Annotated in this window: 22 protein-coding genes; 12 read left to right on the top strand and 10 right to left on the bottom strand. The window is 35.7% G+C overall.

What is annotated here, in order from left to right; genetic code table 11:
* Nucleotides 1-127: 127 nt before the first annotated feature.
* Nucleotides 128-613: a YcxB family protein gene (locus tag PGH12_RS02080; protein ID WP_267600008.1), complete on the top strand. Its 486-nt coding sequence runs from the start codon at nucleotides 128-130 to the stop codon at nucleotides 611-613.
* A gap of 92 nt (nucleotides 614-705) precedes the next feature.
* On the opposite strand, the gene PGH12_RS02075 is transcribed toward PGH12_RS02080, so the two are convergent.
* On the bottom strand, nucleotides 706-2490 hold the full coding sequence (locus PGH12_RS02075) for a T9SS type A sorting domain-containing protein (protein ID WP_267600007.1): 1785 nt from the start codon (nucleotides 2488-2490) through the stop codon (nucleotides 706-708).
* A gap of 514 nt (nucleotides 2491-3004) precedes the next feature.
* Here PGH12_RS02075 and PGH12_RS02070 point away from each other — a divergent pair.
* From PGH12_RS02070 to PGH12_RS19090, 6 genes are all read left to right on the top strand, one after another.
* The gene (locus PGH12_RS02070) at nucleotides 3005-3568 is read left to right on the top strand and encodes a Crp/Fnr family transcriptional regulator (protein WP_267600005.1); all 564 of its coding nucleotides are present in this window, start codon (nucleotides 3005-3007) and stop codon (nucleotides 3566-3568) included.
* 69 nt (nucleotides 3569-3637) lie between these two features.
* A complete protein-coding gene (locus PGH12_RS02065; RefSeq protein WP_267600001.1) occupies nucleotides 3638-4570 on the top strand; it encodes an alpha/beta fold hydrolase in 933 nt (310 codons plus the stop codon).
* 2 nt (nucleotides 4571-4572) lie between these two features.
* The gene (locus tag PGH12_RS02060) at nucleotides 4573-5469 is read left to right on the top strand and encodes an NmrA family NAD(P)-binding protein (RefSeq protein ID WP_267599999.1); all 897 of its coding nucleotides are present in this window, start codon (nucleotides 4573-4575) and stop codon (nucleotides 5467-5469) included.
* Nucleotides 5470-5718: 249 nt separating this feature from the next.
* The gene (locus PGH12_RS02055) at nucleotides 5719-6690 is read left to right on the top strand and encodes an aldo/keto reductase (RefSeq protein WP_267599998.1); all 972 of its coding nucleotides are present in this window, start codon (nucleotides 5719-5721) and stop codon (nucleotides 6688-6690) included.
* A complete protein-coding gene (locus PGH12_RS02050; RefSeq protein WP_267599997.1) occupies nucleotides 6691-7380 on the top strand; it encodes a hypothetical protein in 690 nt (229 codons plus the stop codon).
* A complete protein-coding gene (locus PGH12_RS19090; RefSeq protein ID WP_420710345.1) occupies nucleotides 7326-7499 on the top strand; it encodes a helix-turn-helix domain-containing protein in 174 nt (57 codons plus the stop codon). The genes PGH12_RS02050 and PGH12_RS19090 overlap by 55 nt, the downstream gene beginning before the upstream one ends.
* A 206-nt stretch (nucleotides 7500-7705) precedes the next feature.
* Here the strand turns inward: PGH12_RS19090 and PGH12_RS02045 are convergent, their stop codons facing one another.
* Entirely contained in the window at nucleotides 7706-8335 is a 630-nt protein-coding gene (locus PGH12_RS02045) for an NAD(P)H-dependent oxidoreductase (protein ID WP_267599996.1), read from the bottom strand.
* Between the two features lie 102 nt (nucleotides 8336-8437).
* Here PGH12_RS02045 and PGH12_RS02040 point away from each other — a divergent pair, with 102 nt between their 5' ends.
* A complete protein-coding gene (locus tag PGH12_RS02040; RefSeq protein WP_267599995.1) occupies nucleotides 8438-8809 on the top strand; it encodes a winged helix-turn-helix transcriptional regulator in 372 nt (123 codons plus the stop codon).
* A 52-nt stretch (nucleotides 8810-8861) separates the two neighbouring features.
* Nucleotides 8862-9755, top strand: coding sequence for a cation diffusion facilitator family transporter (locus tag PGH12_RS02035; RefSeq protein ID WP_267599994.1), 894 nt, complete (start codon nucleotides 8862-8864; stop codon nucleotides 9753-9755).
* Nucleotides 9756-9835: 80 nt separating this feature from the next.
* On the opposite strand, the gene PGH12_RS02030 is transcribed toward PGH12_RS02035, so the two are convergent.
* From PGH12_RS02030 to PGH12_RS02015, 4 genes are all read right to left on the bottom strand, one after another.
* The gene (locus PGH12_RS02030) at nucleotides 9836-10747 is read right to left on the bottom strand and encodes a helix-turn-helix domain-containing protein (RefSeq protein ID WP_267599993.1); all 912 of its coding nucleotides are present in this window, start codon (nucleotides 10745-10747) and stop codon (nucleotides 9836-9838) included.
* A gap of 80 nt (nucleotides 10748-10827) precedes the next feature.
* Nucleotides 10828-11565, bottom strand: coding sequence for an SDR family oxidoreductase (locus PGH12_RS02025; protein ID WP_267599991.1), 738 nt, complete (start codon nucleotides 11563-11565; stop codon nucleotides 10828-10830).
* 4 nt (nucleotides 11566-11569) lie between these two features.
* A complete protein-coding gene (locus PGH12_RS02020) occupies nucleotides 11570-12481 on the bottom strand; it encodes an NmrA family NAD(P)-binding protein (protein ID WP_267599990.1) in 912 nt (303 codons plus the stop codon).
* 365 nt (nucleotides 12482-12846) lie between these two features.
* Nucleotides 12847-12984, bottom strand: coding sequence for a hypothetical protein (locus PGH12_RS02015; protein ID WP_267599989.1), 138 nt, complete (start codon nucleotides 12982-12984; stop codon nucleotides 12847-12849).
* A 460-nt stretch (nucleotides 12985-13444) separates the two neighbouring features.
* Here PGH12_RS02015 and PGH12_RS02010 point away from each other — a divergent pair, with 460 nt between their 5' ends.
* From PGH12_RS02010 to PGH12_RS02000, 3 genes are all read left to right on the top strand, one after another.
* Entirely contained in the window at nucleotides 13445-13942 is a 498-nt protein-coding gene (locus PGH12_RS02010; RefSeq protein ID WP_267599987.1) for a helix-turn-helix domain-containing protein, read from the top strand.
* A gap of 1052 nt (nucleotides 13943-14994) precedes the next feature.
* On the top strand, nucleotides 14995-16233 hold the full coding sequence (locus tag PGH12_RS02005; protein WP_267599985.1) for an NAD(P)/FAD-dependent oxidoreductase: 1239 nt from the start codon (nucleotides 14995-14997) through the stop codon (nucleotides 16231-16233).
* Between the two features lie 2 nt (nucleotides 16234-16235).
* Nucleotides 16236-16511: a UBP-type zinc finger domain-containing protein gene (locus PGH12_RS02000; protein ID WP_267599984.1), complete on the top strand. Its 276-nt coding sequence runs from the start codon at nucleotides 16236-16238 to the stop codon at nucleotides 16509-16511.
* 373 nt (nucleotides 16512-16884) lie between these two features.
* Here PGH12_RS02000 and PGH12_RS01995 read toward each other — a convergent pair whose 3' ends face one another.
* The 4 genes from PGH12_RS01995 to PGH12_RS01980 all read right to left on the bottom strand — a co-directional run bounded on the left by PGH12_RS01995 (nucleotide 16885) and on the right by PGH12_RS01980 (nucleotide 20385).
* Nucleotides 16885-17499, bottom strand: a complete 615-nt coding sequence (locus PGH12_RS01995; RefSeq protein WP_267599982.1) for an alpha-ketoglutarate-dependent dioxygenase AlkB family protein — start codon at nucleotides 17497-17499, stop codon at nucleotides 16885-16887.
* Nucleotides 17500-17610: 111 nt separating this feature from the next.
* Nucleotides 17611-18375: an XRE family transcriptional regulator gene (locus tag PGH12_RS01990; protein ID WP_267599980.1), complete on the bottom strand. Its 765-nt coding sequence runs from the start codon at nucleotides 18373-18375 to the stop codon at nucleotides 17611-17613.
* A 499-nt stretch (nucleotides 18376-18874) separates the two neighbouring features.
* Nucleotides 18875-19738, bottom strand: a complete 864-nt coding sequence (locus PGH12_RS01985; RefSeq protein ID WP_267599978.1) for an SDR family oxidoreductase — start codon at nucleotides 19736-19738, stop codon at nucleotides 18875-18877.
* A 77-nt stretch (nucleotides 19739-19815) separates the two neighbouring features.
* Nucleotides 19816-20385: a Crp/Fnr family transcriptional regulator gene (locus PGH12_RS01980; RefSeq protein ID WP_267599976.1), complete on the bottom strand. Its 570-nt coding sequence runs from the start codon at nucleotides 20383-20385 to the stop codon at nucleotides 19816-19818.
* Between the last annotated feature and the right edge of the window lie 65 nt (nucleotides 20386-20450).

Below are 20450 nucleotides of genomic sequence, written 5' to 3'. Positions count from 1 at the left end.
TGTTCGCTGGTAATTTCCGGAACTTTTTCGGCTCAAGAAAGATAAGTAATTAAATAAGTAACAAATCAATCTTCGTCAATAGAAAAATCGTTGATGGTAGCTATAATTAATCTAAAAAAATGATAGAATGAAGTTAAAAGCAAAAGTGACCATCCGACAATATTTGAAGATATTATTTAGCTTAACGTATTCTAAGCCAATAATGATATTTCTTGTGTGTTTTGCTTTTATACTCTTGCTTTGGATCGCTCTTTACCACTTAGATATTTTAAATCTACCGGAACCTGTAATTTATCAATATATTACTCTTGCTTTAATTGTCTTAATTCAGCCGACCGTAATATTTACAACAATTCTGAGGAATTATTACTCCAGCAATCATTTACGGGAAACACTGGATATGACTTTGGCAGAAAACGAGATCAAAATCAAAGGAGAATCCTTTTACATGGAAATTCTTTGGTCGAAGATCTACAAAATCGTTGAAAAGAAAAGTTGGTTTTTGATCTATCAAAATAATTTATCAGCGATTTTAATTCCTAAAAAGAATCTTTCTCCGGAGCAAATAAAGCAAATTCAAGAAATTTTAGCATCAGTAAAAACTATAAAATAATTACGCTAAATAAAATTGAATTGTTTATTTAAAAATGGCCTTTATTTAAGATTCTATTTAAATTGAGCAGGTAAATCATTAATCACTATTTTTTATTTAACGGTCATTTTAAAAGTTTTTATAATGCTCTTGCCTTCAGATATTTTAATGACATAATTGCCCTTCTGCAAAACCGACTTTAGATCAAATTTCTGCGTCTCATCAGTACTCATTTTTTTCACCAAAATCTGTCGTCCGGCAACATCATACAGCTGCATTTCACACTTTTTAACAGTAAGAATTTTTCCTTTGATAGAAAATTCTCCGTTATTTGGATTGTCGTACAGCACCAGATCACTATTCTTGGTATTATCAGAAACACCCAGCAGATTTTTATTGATGAATTTTGCCATAAAACCAGTGAGTTGGTTTGTATTGTTAGGATTTCGAACCGGCATCCATGCGCCTTCAGCTGCATAACCGGTATTTGAATTGGTGCTTCCGTACAGATAAAGATTACCATCATCTACTCCTACATTAATAGGAATTGTTATTCCTGCTGAATTATTTGTACCGCCGTAATATGATGCCCAAGACAGGCTTCCGGAAGAGTCGAATTTAGCAAAATAAAAATTATTCGAACCAGCACTGTTAAATTCCGGAGCAGATTGATAAGAATTCGGAGTTGCAATATTATTGGTCGCTCCATAGGATAATCCGGTTATAAATACATCATTTCCCGCTACAGCAATTACTTTGTCAAACTCATTCATATCTTCGCCGGAAGAACCAAAATATGTACTCCATACTCTATTTCCTGATAAAGTAAATTTTGAAAGAAATAAATCTGATCCGCCCGTAACAGTTTGTTTATAGCTTGTAGGAGTTCCGAAAAAACTTGAACCATCAAAATTATAATCAGTACCCGTCACGTAAAGACCGGTTTCGTTAACAGCTAAATCGTACATCAGTACCATACTTGAACCACTGGGCGGCCCATAATAGGTTCCCCATTCTCTTGTCCCGTTCAGAGTGTTGATCTTAGTTAAAGAAGCATCCGCAACGGATGATTGATATGCACCAACTGTTGCCATGGTATTCAGTGTAGCGTTAGTGTTTTTTCCGGTAATTATATACAAGGCATCATCAAAATACTGCATAGAGTAACTCGCTCCCGATGGCATATAAGTACCCCAAAGCCTTTGTCCGCCGGGAGAAAACTTTAATATATATCCACTGGGAATCAGATCTCCGTGTGAATCATAAATTAAATCAAAATTTTCCTGAAGAACGCCTGCAGTAGAAATATTCTGAACCATTCGTGTTTCACCATAAACGTATGCATTGCCCGCCGGATCAAGTTCTATGTTGACATTTCCAAAGGCATTCGGAAGATAAGTCGCCCATAAAAGTACACCGGAAGGTGAATACTTTGCAAGCATCACTTTATTTGCAGAAGAAGGATTAGGATCAGTTGTAAAATAAGCTCCCGGTGTCGGCTGAACTGATAATGCTGAACCACGAATGATATAATATCGATTGTCTGACTGATCTATTTTTTCAAGATTGGCAAAGTTTACAGGATTAATGTAACCGTAATATGAAAGACTGCCTGCTTGTGAAAAAGTTGCCTGAAATGAACTAAGGCCTTGCTGAATAATATAAGGACTTCCTCCGCCTATTAAAAACTGATTGTAATAGCTTGCAGGAGTATTTTGCTGATTCCATAACGTCCCTCTGATATTTAAATTTTTTTGAGAGTCGAAAAGAATACCTCTTGTCGTATTTATTCCGGAAATTTGTCCACCATTCGCTCCAAAATAAGTCCCCCAACTCCTCTCAAATTCAAAACCACTTTGCGCCTGGTAATTGGCGCAGATAAGAAGAATAAAAAACATGTTTTTACTCAGAAACTTATTGTAGCTTAAATTGAAGTGAAAACGGCTGAAAAGTTTAGAAATAAATAATTGAATTTCCCATAGTGAAGAAAAAATCGCTTTCATTGTCTTTAGTGATTAGTGTTTTGTAAATATAATTTTAAACATTTAATCTCACAAGTTTGTGAATATAAAAATTTAAAGAATTACTTCTTTATTGGTTTTTTTCGCAATGTAATTGCTTAATATTAGTCAGACTACGAATGGTGATTCATTAAGACTTAAAATTATTCCTGGTAAAAAAACTATTTAAGAGGAAAATTTCGGTGTGCAGTTATGTAAATTTGAATTCTTAAATGAAATTGTAATGCTAAACAATCCTTTCTTAAATTTGTGAACAGTTAAAATTCTAGAAAGTAATGAAATGAGCAGTTTTACTTTAATGAATAAAACTCAAATAAATCTTTCATGTTTTTCACAACCAATTTAATTGGACAAGGAAGAATAAATTTTTAAAATCAATCTCAACAGATTCATGGATAATTTTGTGTCATTTATTAAAAATTTAATTGAAATCGACGAAACCGAACTCAATATTGTTCTATCAAGATGTAGAAAAAAGAATGTTTCTAAGGGAAATTTAGTTTTACAGAAAGGTCAGATCGCACAGCAATATTTTTTTATCATTTCAGGAGGCCTCCGTTTCTTTTATGACGGGCTGAATGACGAAAGCACAACGTGGGTTGTTTTTAAAAATGAGTTTCTCACTGAAATTTCAAGTCTTAATCCGCAGAAGCCGACTAGATTTAATATTATCGCAATCGAAGATACAGAACTCGTGGTCATTGATAAAAAAGATATGGATTTTTTGTATGGTCACATTCCTGTATGGCATGAGTTCGGAAGAAAGATTTGGGAAGAAACTACTGTTCGAATGATTGATCAGATTTTGAATTTTCAGACGCTTACTGCAGAAGAGCGATACCTGCAATTCGTCAATACACCGGAGGTTCTTCAAAAAATTCCTGTTAAACAATTAGCAAGCGTTTTAGGAATCACACCCAATGCTCTAAGCAGAATAAGAAAAAATATAAAATAAAATATTTACTACCAGATGGTAGATTTTTCCGAAAAAAGAGGATATACATTTGTCTCAAATTAAAGAGATATGAATGTAAATGTTGACGCAGAAAAATATTCTGACGAAGAATTAATCAAGGTGCTTCCGGGCTTTCAAAATAAATATACCATTGTAAACGGTATAAAACTGCATTATGTGGAAGGCGGAAAAGGAAAACCTCTGTTTTGTTTGCCGGGTTGGCCACAAACATGGTATTCACTGCAATCTGTAGCATTACAACTTGCTGAAGAATTTCGCGTTATCATTATTGATCTTCGTGGGATGGGAACTTCAGAAAAACCTGATTCTGGTTACGACAAAAAAACAATGGCGACAGATATTCATCAGCTTGTTTTACAGTTAGGTTTTGAGAAAGTAAATTTGATAGGTCATGATATTGGCGGGATGGTTGCGATGAGTTTTGCCTTTAATTTTCCTGAAGCTACTGAAAAGCTGATTGTTCTTGACGGCTCACATCCCAGTGAAGGAATACACCAGATGCCGTTGATTCCTTTTCCGGGAACATTCAATGAAAAGATGGATTCTGAAATGCCTTATGCATGGTGGATGGGATTTAATCAGGTAAAAGGTCTGCCGGAACAATTATTGGAAGGCAGGTTTCATCTTTTGCAAGATTGGCTCTTCAGTTATGTTATGATAGACGAAAGCAAAATGACCAAGCTTGAAAGAGAAGTTTACGCGTATGCTTACAGTGATAAAGAAAGCATCAGAGCTTCTAATGCATGGTATCAAACTTTTAATGACGATATTGAAGATTCAAAACATTATAAAAAATTGGAAATGCCAGTTTTGGGAATTGGCAGCTACATCAGCTACAATTATATGAACTACGGGTTGCCGTTGGTTGCGAATAATCTTCAGGTTGTCGAAATTAAGAACAGCGGACATTATTTATTCGAAGAAAAACCAGAGGAAGTATTGAATCTGGTTCTTAATTTTTTAAAATCAAAAAAAGATTAAATATGAAAAAAACAATTTTGGTTGCCGGCGCAACAGGTAATCTGGGACTGAGAATCTGCAGAGAATTGCTATTGCGTGGAGCAAAAGTAAAAGCAATTGTAAGAAAATCGACCGATAGTGATAAGGTAGCACTTCTTGAGGAAATGGGAGTTGTAATTAAAATGATAGACTTTGATGATGAAAAAGCATTAACGAAAGAATGCTTAAATGTTGACTGCGTGGTTTCTGCTTTGGCGGGGCTGGGCAATGTTATTATTGATCTTCAAAAAAAAATCTTAAACGCTGCGATAGAAGCTGGTGTTCCCAGATTTATTCCGTCTGATTTTTGTACAGATTATAATCAACTTCCGGAGGGTGAAAATAGAAATTTTGACCTGAGACGAACTTTCAAAAAGTATATCGACCAAACTGCAATTCAAGTTTCTTCTATTTTTAATGGATGTTTTGCGGATATTTTGATGTACAATACTCCGATTTTAAATTTAAAAGACAAGAGTATCGGGTATTGGGGAGACAAGGCAGACTGGAAATTAGATTTTACGACGATGGATAATACGGCTGCTTTTACAGCTCAGGTAGCTTTAGATGAGACAGCACCGAGAAATCTGCAGATTGCAAGTTTCCAAATCAGTCCTAATATGATTTTTAACAATGTGAAAAAAATTACGGGTGAGTCATTTAAACTACACAATATAACAACTTTAGAAAATTTTGCCGCATCGATCAGGAAACAAAGAGACGAAAATCCGGCAAGTGAAAATGAATTGTACGCGAAATTTCAGCAAGCACAATACATGTACTCCATGTTTACAACGCAACACTCAACATTAAGTAACAAACGGTATGAAGACATCTCATGGACTGACAGTATCGACTATCTGAAAACTTTTTTAAAGTAAAAAATTATAAAAGAGTTGACATTTGTATAGAGATGAATAAGTGAATAAATACTGCTAAAGATTTAGTGAGTATATTTTATCGGAAGAATTGTTAGCTTTCATTTTCGATTACGGGAACGACGTTATAGAGAAGAAAAGTCAAAGTAGTCTGACCAATTAACTGAGCTTTACAAGCAAGTAATTTGAGCCGCACACGAAAGTAGCTGATTTGATAAATACTGACCTTTGTATTATAATAAACAAAAATCAATGTCAACAATTAAAAAAATTCAGTTAGGACAAAACGGACCTTTGGTATCTAAGCTTGGTCTAGGATGTATGCGTATGTCATCTATCTGGGGAGGTTCTGCACCGGATGAAAAAGAAAGTATCGCAACAATTAATGAAGCTTTGGATCATGGTATAAATTTCCTGAACACCGGAGACTTTTATGGTGCCGGTCATAACGAGATGCTCATCGGAAAAGCCATCAAAGGTAGAAGAGATGATGCTTTTATCAGTGTAAAATTTGGTGCTATATTTCATAACGGACAATGGCTGGGAATGGATCTGCGTCCGATTGCTATTAAAAATTTCATCAACTATTCCCTTACCCGCTTGGGAATTGAAACAATTGATCTTTATCAGCCAAGTCGTATGGATGGCAGCGTTCCTGTAGAAGATATTGTCGGAACCGTTGCTGATCTTATTACAGAAGGCAAAGTGCGTCATTTGGGAGTATCTGAAATTAACGCCGATCAGCTTCGCAAAGCCAATAGTATCTATCCTGTTAGTGCATTAGAGATAGGATATTCTCTGGCAGACCGTCAAATAGAACAAGAATTACTTCCGACCGCAAAAGAATTAGGAATAAACGTCATCGCTTTTGCAAATACAGCAGAAGGATTATTGTCGGGCGATTTGAAAGCACCGCTGGCAGAAAACGATTACCGAAATCATTTTTCACGTTTTCAAGGCAACAACTTGGTGAGAAATTTAGAGAAAGTTGAAGTTTTGAAACAGTTGGCTAAGAACAAAGGCTGCTCTCCAACTCAGCTTGCCATCGCATGGGTAAAGGCGCAGGGAGATGATATAATGCCATTGGTAAGTATGAGCCGCAGATCTCGGTTACCCGAAAATATAGCAGCAATGAATATTGAATTTACTCCTCAAGAAATGAAAATATTAAATACTACATTTGCAACAGGTGCAATACAAGGCGGCACTTATCTACAACGGTAAATGGAAAGTCCAGCAGAAATTCTTCCCGGCGTCATATTCTATTCTTACCTCTCTTCAGAGCGGAAAGAAAAAGTCTGTGTCTGGAATCAGCACACCCTTATCCTCCAGGTTTCGGGACAGCTGATTCTTGAAACATCCGGGCAAAATATATCAATGACAGGAGGACAAATGCTGCTGATTGGTAAAAATCAACTAGGCACGCTTACGAAAACGCCGGTAGCAGGAGGTAATTATGAAACCATTGTAATCTCTCTGCAAGATGATCTTCTGCGAAAGATAACTTTAGAAGAAAAACTGGAAGCCGACAGAAAATACAACGGACCATTAAATATCCTGATTCCTTCGAATGATTTTCTGAAAGGTTATTTCCAGTCGATTGTCCCATACGCAAGAAACTCGGGAGCTGCTATGACCGATGAAATGGGCATTTTGAAGGTAAAAGAAGGCGTCAAATTATTGCTGCTAGCGGTTCCCGAGCTTCGAAACTTTCTGTTTGACTTTTCAATTCCTTATAAGATGGATCTTGAAAGATTCATGCTCAGCAATTATCAGTTCAATGTAACGAATGAGAAGTTTGCCAACTTACGGGAAGGAGTTTGGCAAGTTTTAAACGAGATTTTCAGAAAGTTTTCGGAATGCCGCCAAGACAGTGGTTACAGGAAAAAAGACTTAATGAAGCCCGCCATCTGATAGAGAATAAACACAAAAAGCCATCTTCAATATATCTGGATTTGGGATTTGAAAGCCTCTCCCATTTCTCACACTCCTTTAAAAAGAAATTTGGAAAAACACCTACTTCTGATCTTTAACTTATTAATAAATAGACCAATACAAATTAAAATATTCTGTAGAGCTGCTTTTTTTCAAGCTGAAATAAATTCTTGGAAGATTCATTCTCCAAATATTTTTCATCAGCAAAATTTGCTTCACATAGAAGATAAAAGTTCTGACCAGCGTCAGAACTTTTGTTTATGAATGACAACTTTAAAGTTTCAAGATATTCAATCTGCTTTGATTATTTAATTTTGATAGAAAATTCATCAATCGGCAGTCTGACTTTTTGTGCTGATGCAAGATAATCATTGTCAGCATCTCGATAACCCAATGACATAATCACCGACGCGTGAAGACCTTTTTCCGGCAAATCCAGAATGTCATCAAACAATTTTGGATCAAAACCTTCCATCGGTGTTGCATCAACTTTTAATTCTGCGGCCGCAATCAAAGCGGTTCCCAAACCGATGTAGGCTTGTTTATCAGACCAAATAACATTTTGCTCTGTTGTCTGAGGTGAGAAATATCCAATCAAAGTATCCTGCAACATTTTCAAAGCTCCTGTTTCTAAATTTCGCTGTTGTTCCATCATATCTACATAAGCTTTGATGTACTCATTCGTAATTTTATTGAATCCTGCAAAAACCAACAAATGGGAAGAAGTGTAAATCTGTTCATTGAATGAACCTTCTCCTAATTTCTGCCTCGCCTCTGGATTGGTGATGACGTAGAGCCGATAAGGTTGAATGCCGCACGAAGAAGCGGTAAGATTTACGGCTTCGATAATCTGATCGATTTTATCTTCGCTCACCAACTGATCTGAGTATTTCTTGGCAGCATAACGCCATTTTAAATTTTTTATCAATTCCATATTGTTACTTAAATTAGATCAGCAAAGTTATAGTTTCAATATGTATCTTTGTAACTAAGTGACAAAAAGTTATAGTAACATAAGGGTAACCAAGTGAATGGTATGGAACAGAAATTTGATTTAACTAAAGATTGCAGCCAAAAAATATTAGCAATCAGTGATACAATGGAAATCTTGAATGGCAAATGGAAAATGTCTATCATTGCTTGTCTGTGTTATAAGCCGATGCGGTATTCTGAACTTTTAAAAGAGGTAAAAGGTATTTCCGGTAAGATGCTCAGCCGAGAATTGAAGGACCTGGAGATTAATGAACTGATAGAGCGTCACGTGCTTAACACTGCACCAGTTGCAGTCGAGTATAAGATTACAGACTATGGAAAATCACTCAAACAATTGACCAATACAATTGCAGACTGGGGATTTATCCACAGACAACGCATTATTTCCGGAATGAAGTCAAAAAATGAATCGTAAATGATTTGAATATACTTAATTATTAAAATAATTTCCATCTTACTTACATTAAATGGCCAATAATCACAAATCAATTTACAGTGCACTTGCCGCCAATCTTTTGATTGCTCTAACAAAGTTTATTGCAGGCGCGTTTACCAACAGTTCTTCTATGATATCTGAAGGAATTCATTCAACAGTGGATACTACGAATCAGCTGCTGCTTTTATACGGATTGAAAAGAAGTAAAAAACCGGCCGATGAATCCCATCCTTTCGGATATGGCAAAGAACTTTATTTCTGGTCATTTGTTGTTTCTATTTTAATATTTGGTTTAGGAGGTGCTTTATCAATTTATCAGGGAATTTCACACATTCTGGAACCTGAAGTAATGAAAGATCCGTTCTGGAACTATATTGTATTAGTACTTTCACTTATTTTTGAAGGAACCTCATTGTTTATTGCCGTGAAAGAATTTAACAAAACCCGCAACGGCATGAGATGGTGGGATGCGATCGTCAAAAGTAAAGATCCAGCAAGTTTTCTTGTTGTTTTTGAAGATGGTGCAGCTGTTGCCGGTCTCATCGTAGTCATAGTGCTGATGGGTATTAGTAATGCATTCCAGATTCCTGAATTGGATGGTCTAGCTTCGGTTATTGTAGGGCTCATTCTGGTTTTCGTTTCTTTTATTCTGGCCAGAGAAAGCCGCAGTTTATTGATGGGTGAAGGGATAGCTCCGGAAACAAGAGATAAAATTGCCAAACTTGCTGAAAAAGATCCTGCTGTACTGAAAACTAAAAATATACTTTCTACGTACCAATCACCGGAAGAAGTTGTTTTGATGCTCATTATCAATTTTCAGGATCATCTTGATACGGAAGAGATCACTGAAGCCATACAGCGAATCCGCGGACATATAAAAAATGAATTTCCATTGGTGAGATTTGTCATTATTCAGCCTGAATAATCTATAATTGAACAGCAATTTCTTGATGAAAGTCTGGATTTTTGCTTTTCATACTTGTAAATAGACCGTAAAAGTATCTATTAATTAAAAGACTGTCGGAATTCTAAAGGGGTACGTTTGGTTTTGCTTTTAAACAATCGGGTGAAAGACTGCGGATAGTCGAATCCCAAATGATAAGCAATTTCTGATACTGAGAGCTGAGTGGTCGACAGTATCTCTTTCGCTGTATCAATCAATCGGTTATGAATATGCTGTTGCGTATTATAACCTGTCAATGAGCGGAGAACATCACTTAAATAATTCGCAGAAACATTCAGTTGTTCTGCAATATTTTGTACCGAAGGCATCCCGTTTTGCAATTGGTGATCAAAATTAAAATAAGAATCCAAAACCGCTTCGAATTGTTGAAAAAGATCATCGTTGACCGCCTTGTAGGTAATAAACTGCCGCTTATAAAATCGGCTGCTGTAGGTAAGAAGGAGTTCGATCTGCGAAATCATGACGTCCTGACTGAAGTCGTCTACCCTGCTGTTGAGTTCCTCGTCAATAATTTTGAATACAGAAAAAAGGGTTTCTTTCTCCTTTTCAGACAGATGGAGCGCTTCATCATCTGCATATGAGAAAAATCCATATTGTTTGATTTTTTTAGATAAAGGATACGAAAGGAAAAAATCAGGGTGAATCAGCAGAAGACAGCCTTTGACTTTATTACTTTTCGGTTTTTCAAAAAGCTGACGCGGGGCTGTAAACACCAATCCGCCTTCTCCAAAATCGTAATGATGCTGTCCATACTTAGCCTTTCCAACATTATCCTTATAAGCGATTTTATAGAAATCCAAAACCAGAAATTCGGGCAGTGTTTCATCCGGCATTTTCATATCCTCCAGACGGATGAAACTGACCAGCGGATGTTCAGGCTTTGGTAGTCCAAACATCACATGAAACTCAGATAAAGACCTAAATTTATGAATTTTGCTTTGTTTACTTCTCATTTTCACATCTAATTAAATGTTGAATACAACATCCGGAATTACGTATCCGAACATTATATCCAACAAAAATAACAAATTAATTACCAAGGTGTTTCGCCTGTTTCAGGATTATGTTCTTCACTGATAAACTTTCCGGTCGGTCCTTCTGCTCCTATCATCGCATATTTTGCTATACGCATTCCGCCTTCCTCAACGGTGCCCGTCCCTCTATGCCCGTTAAAATCAGTCGCCACAAATCCCGGACAAACTGCATTAATTCTGAAAGGCGAATCACGAAGTTCATACGCCAGATTGATGGTGTACATATTCATCGCAGCTTTTGATGCAGTATACACAGCGGCTTTGTGGCTGTAATATTTCCAGCTTGGATCGCAGTGCAAAGTGAGTGAGCATCCGCTGGAAGAGACATTTACGATTCTTGGTTCATTTGACTTTTTAAGCATATCTATAAAAGCCTGCGTCACTCTTACAACGCCGTACAAATTAGTATCCATTACATTATGAAAAGCTTCAGCCGAAGCTTCCAGAGCGGCCTGAGGAAATCCGCCATTGATCCCTGCATTATTAATAAGAACGTCCAATATCTCGATTTTATTTCCAATTTCAAGTTTTGCGTTTTCTACAGATGCCATATCGGTAACGTCAAGTTGAATGGCTTCTGCATTTTCAAATCCTGCTTCGTGAAGCTTTTGGACGGCCAATTTTCCGTTTTCGAGATTTCGGCTTCCTATGAAAACAAAGTAACCGTTTTCCAAAAGCTGTTTAGCTGTTTCGAAGCCAATTCCTTTGTTAGCTCCTGTGATGAGTGCATTTTTCATTGTATTAAATATTTTGATTGTGATAGATTTCAGCGAATTCTTTGGCAAAATCGCTCAGTTTTGTTTCGCCGAGCTTAGGTTTATTTAAATAAAAATCTTCGTACAAACTTCCATTTCCTTGTGCCTGTTGCATTGCGACCATTCCATTGGCAATCCATTCATTGATTCCGGCAGACCGCATTTGATTTAATAATTCTTCTGCGGGAATTACTTTCCAATGCAGATCGCGGTTTCCGACAGCTTTACTTAAAGCCTGTGCGATTTCATTCGGAGAAACCTCGTCACTTGCAACATATTGTACCGTTTTCCCATCAAAGGGCTTTCCCATTTCGGAAGCAATTGTTGACGCGATATCGTAAGGAGACACCCACGGTTCTTTCTGATCGCCACCATAGCTTTGAATGATTGCTCCCTGAGATTTTATCATCGGCAACCATCGGTATATATTGCTGAAAAAACCGACCGGTCGCATAAATTTTATTGATACATTATCAGGAAGTGTTCGCAAAATATTTTCAACATGATGATGAACCTGCAAACTTCCTGTTCCCTTATCCGAATGCGCGCCAATACTGCTCAGATGAATAATTTTGGTAACGCCTGACTTTTGAACAGCCTGAACGTAGTTGTTCGCTATTTTTTTAAATTCATCTAAAAATTTAATATCCTGATCAAAAAGGCTTCCTATTCCTTCCCAGGCTTCCATCAGATAGACAGCATCAGCTTCTGTAAATGTTTCAGCTAAAAATTCTACGTCCTGAATAGTTCCAATAGCAGGGATCGCTCCCAATTCCTCTATTTCAGATTTTCTTTCAGGCTTGCTGCTGATCACAGTTACATGATGTCCTTTTGCAACTAATAATTTTGTGAGTGGTTTCCCGATGTTCCCTAAAGAACCTGTATTTACGATTTTCATTGTACTTATTTTATGAGTACAAAATTGCGTCAAGCTGAGGGAAATAAAATAACAGAATCGGGGGATCTGTAAACAAAAATGGGCGCTGGATCTATTCCTGAAAATTAAATATTTTATAATTAGAAGTATAATGCTATGTCATATAAGCCTATAAATTACATCGATAGTAGCCTTTATCAAAGTTTTTATTTTAATATTAATGAAAATATCATGATTTATTATATGAAGATAGGATATCACCATTAGACTATTAATAATGACCAATTAAAATGTGGCAAGAAAAAATTGAATTACTTATAAGACGTTAATAAAATGTTATTAAATATCCAAAATGGGATCAAATAAAAAGGGTGAAAATATCAAATTTAAGATTTCTCATCTTCTTTTTGATTTTTAATCTTTAGTTTAATAAGTGCTAATCTTGCGAGAATGCCACCTAATCCTCCAACGATTACACTTACTAGAATTTGTAAATTCTCAGAAATTTTAATACGTTCAGGCATGGTTGATTTAGTGTTTAATAACTTTTTAAGACCACAAAACTACGTAATTGAAAATAATAATTCACTTTTTCACACTGAAATTTGAACAAACTTTCCTCTGAATTTAAGAGACAAATAACACTAAAGAAACTGTATCACGTCGAGGTAAATCTTCACCATATAAGGTTTTCCCATCGATCATTTGTAGATTATTATGATTACTGTCAAATTTGATATAGAAGATTTTTTTTTGACAAACCCGCGCTGTTTGATATGTCGTTGCCACTTCTATTGTAATTTAGCTTTTAATAAAAGTTTAGCACAACCATGATTTTAAAATATGAAACGAAGTAAAAGAGTTCGGGATAGGACTGTAAAAAATAGCCACTTCATTAGGAAGTGGCTATTGCATTAAAAAAATAGTATTGTTTAAGGTTTGGTCCAAAAAGACCATTCTCTGCCGTTATACAGTGCCAACTGATTGGTTGTTGTAACATACACCATCATTCATTTCAATGATGTACAGAAAAGCTTTTCCGATCTTAAAACGCAGATCGAAACTAAAGAAATTACTGATGGTCAAAGAGCAGTAAACAACACAGAGCAGCTACCCATGATGCCAGTCGCCACTGAACTAAAAATTCTTGCAAAACTGGAAAAGTTTGAAAAAACAACACTATATACCCGTAATACTATATCACTTCCATATTTAGCAACGTATTGCGAGACGAATACGAAATATCTCTCATACGTAATCAATCGCTTCACAGAAAAAGATTTTAACAATTACATCAATGAACTGAGGATCAATTATATTATTGCTAAGATACGATCCGAACCTAAGTACCTTAAGTATAAAATTGCAAGTTTAGCTGAGGAGGCCGGATTTTCATCACAAAGCAAATTTGCCAACGCCTTTAAAAAAGTTACAGATGTGTCGCCATCGCAATTCCTTCAAAATCAAAAGAACATCACATAATAAATTAGATCTCTTAATTCTTAAATTTAACACAGTCAACAAATCAACAATCTCAAGATCGCATCGCACTGATGACGTGCAATATTGTTAGAAAAAAGACATACCCTTTTTCAGTAAAATGAACTTATATCTATTTGTTACAGTTCTGAGACTGGCGTAGTATTGTTACAGCCGTTGGATATTTCTACATATTTTAAACTCCGGAATATAAGAATGCATCAAACAAATTCTATAATATTAATGATAGGAAAGTTAAAAAAAATTGAGTTATACCTTAAGAGATATTTGGATATGCCCAAGGAAATGGTTTTATCAGATTTAAAAATTCAAAGTACCATTAATGAGGACATTGTTTTTTATCACCATAGCAGATGTAAATTTCTACTAACTGATGAAATTACTTTTTTTATTAAAAATAACAGGATTTATAATATTTGTATCACCGAATACACTTTTGGGATTCCGCTAACGATCATCTTTTATCACCGTGATCAGGATTACACCTACACAATAATTGGCCTGAAAAATAAAAGGATAAAAACATATTAATCATTGTGAGATTTCATTTCATCTAAAATCCACAGTCCTTCCCTTCCTTAAATAATTAAGCTTTTTTTCCCCACACAGATTGGCTTTCGAAGTATTATTTGAAAAACAATTCATCCAAAATTACAAAAGGAAAACTTATAAAATTTACTCTCGACAAAAGAATATTAAGAGCATAGAAAAGTCGAAGTCTAATTTTTAAGATATTTTTTTTGCACTACTGTGATACATAATACTTTTAAAGCTCTAAAACTCCAATAACTTTATGAAGTTAAAACCTCAACTTATAGTTAAAGATTTCTGAAAATAACTGACAAAATATAGTTTAAACTTATTAAATTAGAAGAGAATAAACAATCAAAATATAAAAATTAGTACTTATAAGACATTGCAGAAGTCTTTGATGTAACAAGATAATATTGCAACTTATTATCAACACAAATGATGTTTAAATACATTTTATTTTTATAAATTACGGTATCATATCCTATTACATAAATGAACTTATGAATAAATTAAAATTGTACGGTAGGCCAGATTCCTCGGAAATATATCCAATAAGAGATTTTTTAAACCGAAGTGTTGTCGACTTTGAATGGGTTGATCTGAAAACTGATGAATCTGAACAAGGAGACCTATACACTTTGAATCCCGAGGCGCATCCTATGATAGAATTTCCAGACGGAAAACTGATCGTAAACCCTTCACTGGAAGAGATTGCCAGTATTCTTGGATGGATTACCAAACCAAAATATAAAGAGTATGACCTTTCAATTTACGGTGCCGGGCCTGCTGGATTAAGTGCCGCCGTTTATGCCGCTTCAGAAGGTCTTAAAACGATTTTAATAGAGCGAGAGGCAGTCGGCGGTCAGGCAGGGACAAGTTCTATGATTGAAAATTACTTAGGTTTCCCAAACGGTATTTCGGGTGCCAATTTAGCTGAGCGCGCAAGGCAGCAGGCTTTAAAGTTCGGTGTGGAAATACTGCTCTTGAAAGAAGGCGTAAAAGGTACATTTTACGACAAAAAAATTCATGTAGACTTTGCTACGGGTGAAAAACTTGTTGCCAAAACCAATATCTGTGCTACCGGAGTAGAATATGCGCGTCTGAATCTTCCTGATGAAAACAGATTTTTTCACAAAGGTGTCTATTACGGTGCTGGTGCCAGCGAAGCATATTTTTGTCAGGATAAAGATCTGTATATTGTTGGAGGAGGCAATTCTGCCGGTCAGGCTGCGGTTTATTTTTCGGGTTTTGCAAAACGAGTGTTTATGGTTATCAGAAAAGGAAACCTTTCAGACACCTTATCTGACTACCTGATCCGAAGAATTTCCAGTATCGGTAATATAGAAGTTTTATATCACTCCCAGGTTATTGAGCTTGACGGTGATGATCATCTGCAGCAAATCAAAATTGCCAATTCTAAAGAAGAAACAGAACAATGGCATGAGACTTCCAAACTATTCATATGCATCGGAGGCAAACCCAATACGCAATGGGCTTCTGAAACAGCAATTTGCCGGGACATCAATGGTTATCTTTACACCGGAAGCGATCTGATTGGCCAAGATCAATTTACAAGCTGCTGGAGCGAAGACAGACAACCCTACCATTTGGAGACGAGCGTTCCGGGATCATTTGCAGCAGGTGATGTAAGGTTTAATTCAGTGAAAAGAGTTGCATCGGCCGTCGGGGAAGGTGCGATGGCGGTAACACAGGTACATCAATATTTATCAAAATTATAATTATGGAAAATAATAATTTGTGTGATCATATCACATCAGTAAAAAAGCTGAAGACAGCTCAGAAAAACGAGTGCAGTAGCTGTATAGAAGAAGGCACGCAGTGGGTACATTTACGTACCTGTCAAACTTGCGGCACCACGTTATGTTGTGACTCTTCTCCTATGCAACATATGTCACACCATTGTAAAAAAGAATTACATCCTGTCGTAATCTCATCAGCGGCCGGTGAGCAATGGATGTATTGTTATGTGGATGACATTATTGTGGAGTATTCTTAATCGCTGTAATTGATATAATTTTCTCACTTTTTATTTGAAACGGGTAATAAAGCACATTTAATTGACATGGAAATTAAATCTTAGAAGAATAAAATAAATTGAAGATAATTTTTTATTAATAATTTTAAATTTCCGATAATAAGGTTTTATAAATTAAGACTATTCAAATCATCGAAAATTTTACACTTAAAAACTGTAGACATTTTATTTTAAAAAAAAATTTAAAGGGTTGAATATTCAAATTGACAAAAGAAAGAATTTCGTTAAATGATTTTGAGTTGAGATGGAGATTTGATGAATTTCATCATTCTCAGATTTCAGATAATGACAAAAAGAGAAATTTTCGCCTTATCTGAAAACGACACAATTGTCATTAGCTAAGTTCGTTCGCCAATCTAAAAGTCAAATTAATTCTTTCTTTCATCAACAGAGAAGATTTAGCGATACGATGTTCCCAGTGTTCCTGAAGATCTCCTTTCATCAAAAGCAAAGAACCATTCGGAAGCGGTATACTGTGTCTGCTCTGGTGATGATTGAGTTTTCTAAAATCGAATTTTCTGGTTTGTCCAAGACTTAAAGACGCGATGACCGGTCTATCACCGTACCTACTTTCCTTGTCCCGGTGCCATGCTACAGAATCATTATTATCACGATACAAATTCAACAAAACTGAATTAAATTCATGTTCGAAAACCTGTTCAATTTTATTTTTTAAAGCAAGCAATTCAGGGGTCCAGGCATTCACTTCAAATTCGCTTCCTCCTAACTTATACGACTTTTCACCATCACCATACCAAGCTGTTAAACGTGGCGTTAATACCTTCTTGTCATACATTGTCTGGGTTCTCTGTTTCCACGGAGTATTTTCCAAAAGTTGAGAAAAAAGCCGATCTGATTCTTCCGTCGTTAGAAAATGTTCTCTGAACTCTAATAATTCCTTCGGAAAAGTATAGAATTCTTCTGCGCTGAATAAACTGAGTTGACCCATTATGCTGTTCACTTTTATAAATTAATGTTACAAATCCCATTTGGGAATTTCCATTATTTGTGTTTTAAGTCTTATAGCTGGAAAGCTTTTATTCAGTTTAAAATAAAGCTGTTACTGTATATTCTTATGAGAACTTCTGATCTCTAGTCGCAACTTCTCAAACATGCTTTTGATTTCCTGGTATTCTAAGTTTTCAATTCTCAGTTCCTTCGTATTGATGCTGCATGCAAATTCCCAAATTTCATAGACTTCAGACCATTTGATCTCATAAGGTTCATAAAAAGAATTATCAGAACTTACAAAACTCCCGGAATCATTTTGCTTTGAATATCTTTTATATACAATACCGTCTTTCGTAATAAAGATGTATGTTTTTCCTTTTTTCAGATCCTTTTTATCTTCCAGATATTTTCCCACAATATAAGTTCCGTCGTTGTAAGGCGGCATAGAGTCACCATCCGCAGGAAAAGCCCGAAACTTTCCATTTCTTAAAAATGGAAGTGAAAGATGTTGTAATCCTTCCACAAATTCAGGATCATTATATCCGCTGAGATATCCCATGCTTGCTTTTTGAGGGACAATTTCAATTTTATTTTCTCCTGTATGATCAACTTTCATCGGTAACAAAATTCTGTTGTTGGGAAGATTGACCACCTCATCTAACGGATACTTCTTTAAATCAACGGTCAGAAGCAAATCAATATTCACTTTGTAGTATGTTGAAATGTTGACAAGAATTTCAATCGGTGGTTCTGAACGCCCATCCTCATAAGTAGCATACCGTCCGCGGGTTATTGAAATTTCATCACTAACCTTCTGCTGAGATGCTTTAATTTTATCTCTTAAGAACTTTATATTTTCTGAAAAAATTGACATTGCTATAAATCGTATCAACAAATATACAAAATTTTGCAACAAAACGTAATATTTTATAGATTTGGAAAATCCATAGTCATGATTTTAATACTTTTCGTCAACTACAACCGGTTTATTGACAGCAAATTGGGAAGTTGCAAAAAATAGACAAAGTCGTTTGAATATTGCATATGAGAATTCAAGCTTAACGATTGTCTCTACTCTGTAGCTGAGAATTTTTAGTGATCTATTTCCGAATTTTCAGGATGGGTCACGAAAAAGATCATATGAATCGTGACCATTTTTAATCCAATAAGATAATTTTAAAAAAAGTTTTGAACTTGCCTTTTTTCTGAAGCTCAATAACTTTTTTTTCTGCTTATTTTTCGTTTTTGGAAAGCTAATCGTTTTAACTTATCTATATTTATAAATTCCACGTTTACAATTCAATATAAAATTACAGAAGCCCTCATTTTGATGAGGGCTTCAATGTTTTGATCCATTGATGAAACAACAATAATTAAATAAGAAGGTCTTTCATTCCAAATTCGACGATGCCCTGTTCATATTCTGCTTTTACCGCATCATTAGCGGCTTTTACAAAAGCTCCCGTAAATGGATCAACGACGGTTCTTAACGGCCTCTGTCCTTTTGGCAAATCAATAAGGCCAACTATTGCATCGGCAACATCTTGCGGGTTCGGTTTTAAAGTTTCAAACATTTGTCCAACGGCGGCTCCCATCTTATTTGGAAAATCAGCAATCGCTGAATACCCCTCATTAACAGAAGAATCGGAGCCAAAAGCCAATTTTTGAGACATCTCGGTTGGGAATGCGCCCGGTTGAACTATTGCCACATCTACTCCCAAAGGTCTTAATTCGTAGTGCAGCCCTTCGCTCAATCCTTCGAATGCAAATTTTGAAGAGCTGTACATTGCAGCGAACGGGAATCCAAATCTTCCAAATCCACTTGTAATATTGATGATCAGGCCTTCAGATTTCTCACGCATAGATGGTAAGACCGCTTTGATCAAACTCCAAGGTGCTATCAAGTTGATGTCAAGCATTTCCTGAAGATCTTCCTTGGTAAAGCTTTCTGCGACACCATTTCTGCTGAAACCTGCATTGTTTACCAAAACATCAATTGTGCCTTCTTTAGCTATAATTCTCTCCACCGCATTTTTCACACTGGTTTCATCAGTCAGGTTTACATCCAAAACAATAATGTTCTTTACTTTTGACAACTCGTTTGCTTTTTCGGCATTTTTTCCTTCAGTATCTCGCATAGTCGCATACACCTGATGCCCTAAAGAGGCTACTGTATTTGCGGTAAGCCAACCAAAACCACTATTTGTTCCCGTGATTAGTACAATCTTTTTGCTCATTTTTTATTTATTTAAATTAATGATACAAAGGTTGCTTTTTTAGTTAGAGGAGCATTTACCATTTGGTAAAAAGCATCTTATCGAATATTTTTTCTTATTCTGCTCAATGATTGTTGCGTAATTCCTAAATATGAGGCGACATATGAAAGCGGAACGCGATTGGCCACTTTTGGAAATTTTTCCAGAAACGATAAATATCGCGTTGTAGCATCTTCTGAAACTAATGGACTTCTTCTGTCCATCGCATCCATCAAACATTTTTGCACCACTTTTGCAGCGATTCTATCCCAATCAAGAATTGTATTTGAAAGTTCGTCCCAACTTTTCTTTGTGAAAACAAGTAACTTACAAGGTGTAACAGCTTGCACATATTCTGACGCTGCAATTTGTGCATCGAATTTTTGCTGGTCCGAAACAAAACTGTACTCATCAATGAAATAGTTTGTGACCTCCTCACCTCTGTTATTGTAGTAATAACAACGAAAGACACCCTCAAGAACAAAACCTATGTGCATCGGAATTTTTCCTGCTTCAGAAAAAAAATCATCTGTATTGAATTCCAGTTCAGTTGTTTTGCTTTTGATAAATTCTATTTGTTGTTGGTTCAAATTTCCAAACTTCAAAATATAGTTTATTAGTTCATTCATTATTACAAAATTAAACAATACTTACCTTGACATATTTACCATTTGGTAAAAAACGATCAGTTACT

Origin of the sequence: Chryseobacterium sp. CY350, assembly GCF_027945075.1 — a bacterium.
In the GTDB taxonomy this organism is placed as follows: Bacteria; Bacteroidota; Bacteroidia; order Flavobacteriales; family Weeksellaceae; genus Chryseobacterium.
Note: the sequence above shows the minus strand (reverse complement) of the source record. Positions and strands in the feature narration are given on the sequence as shown.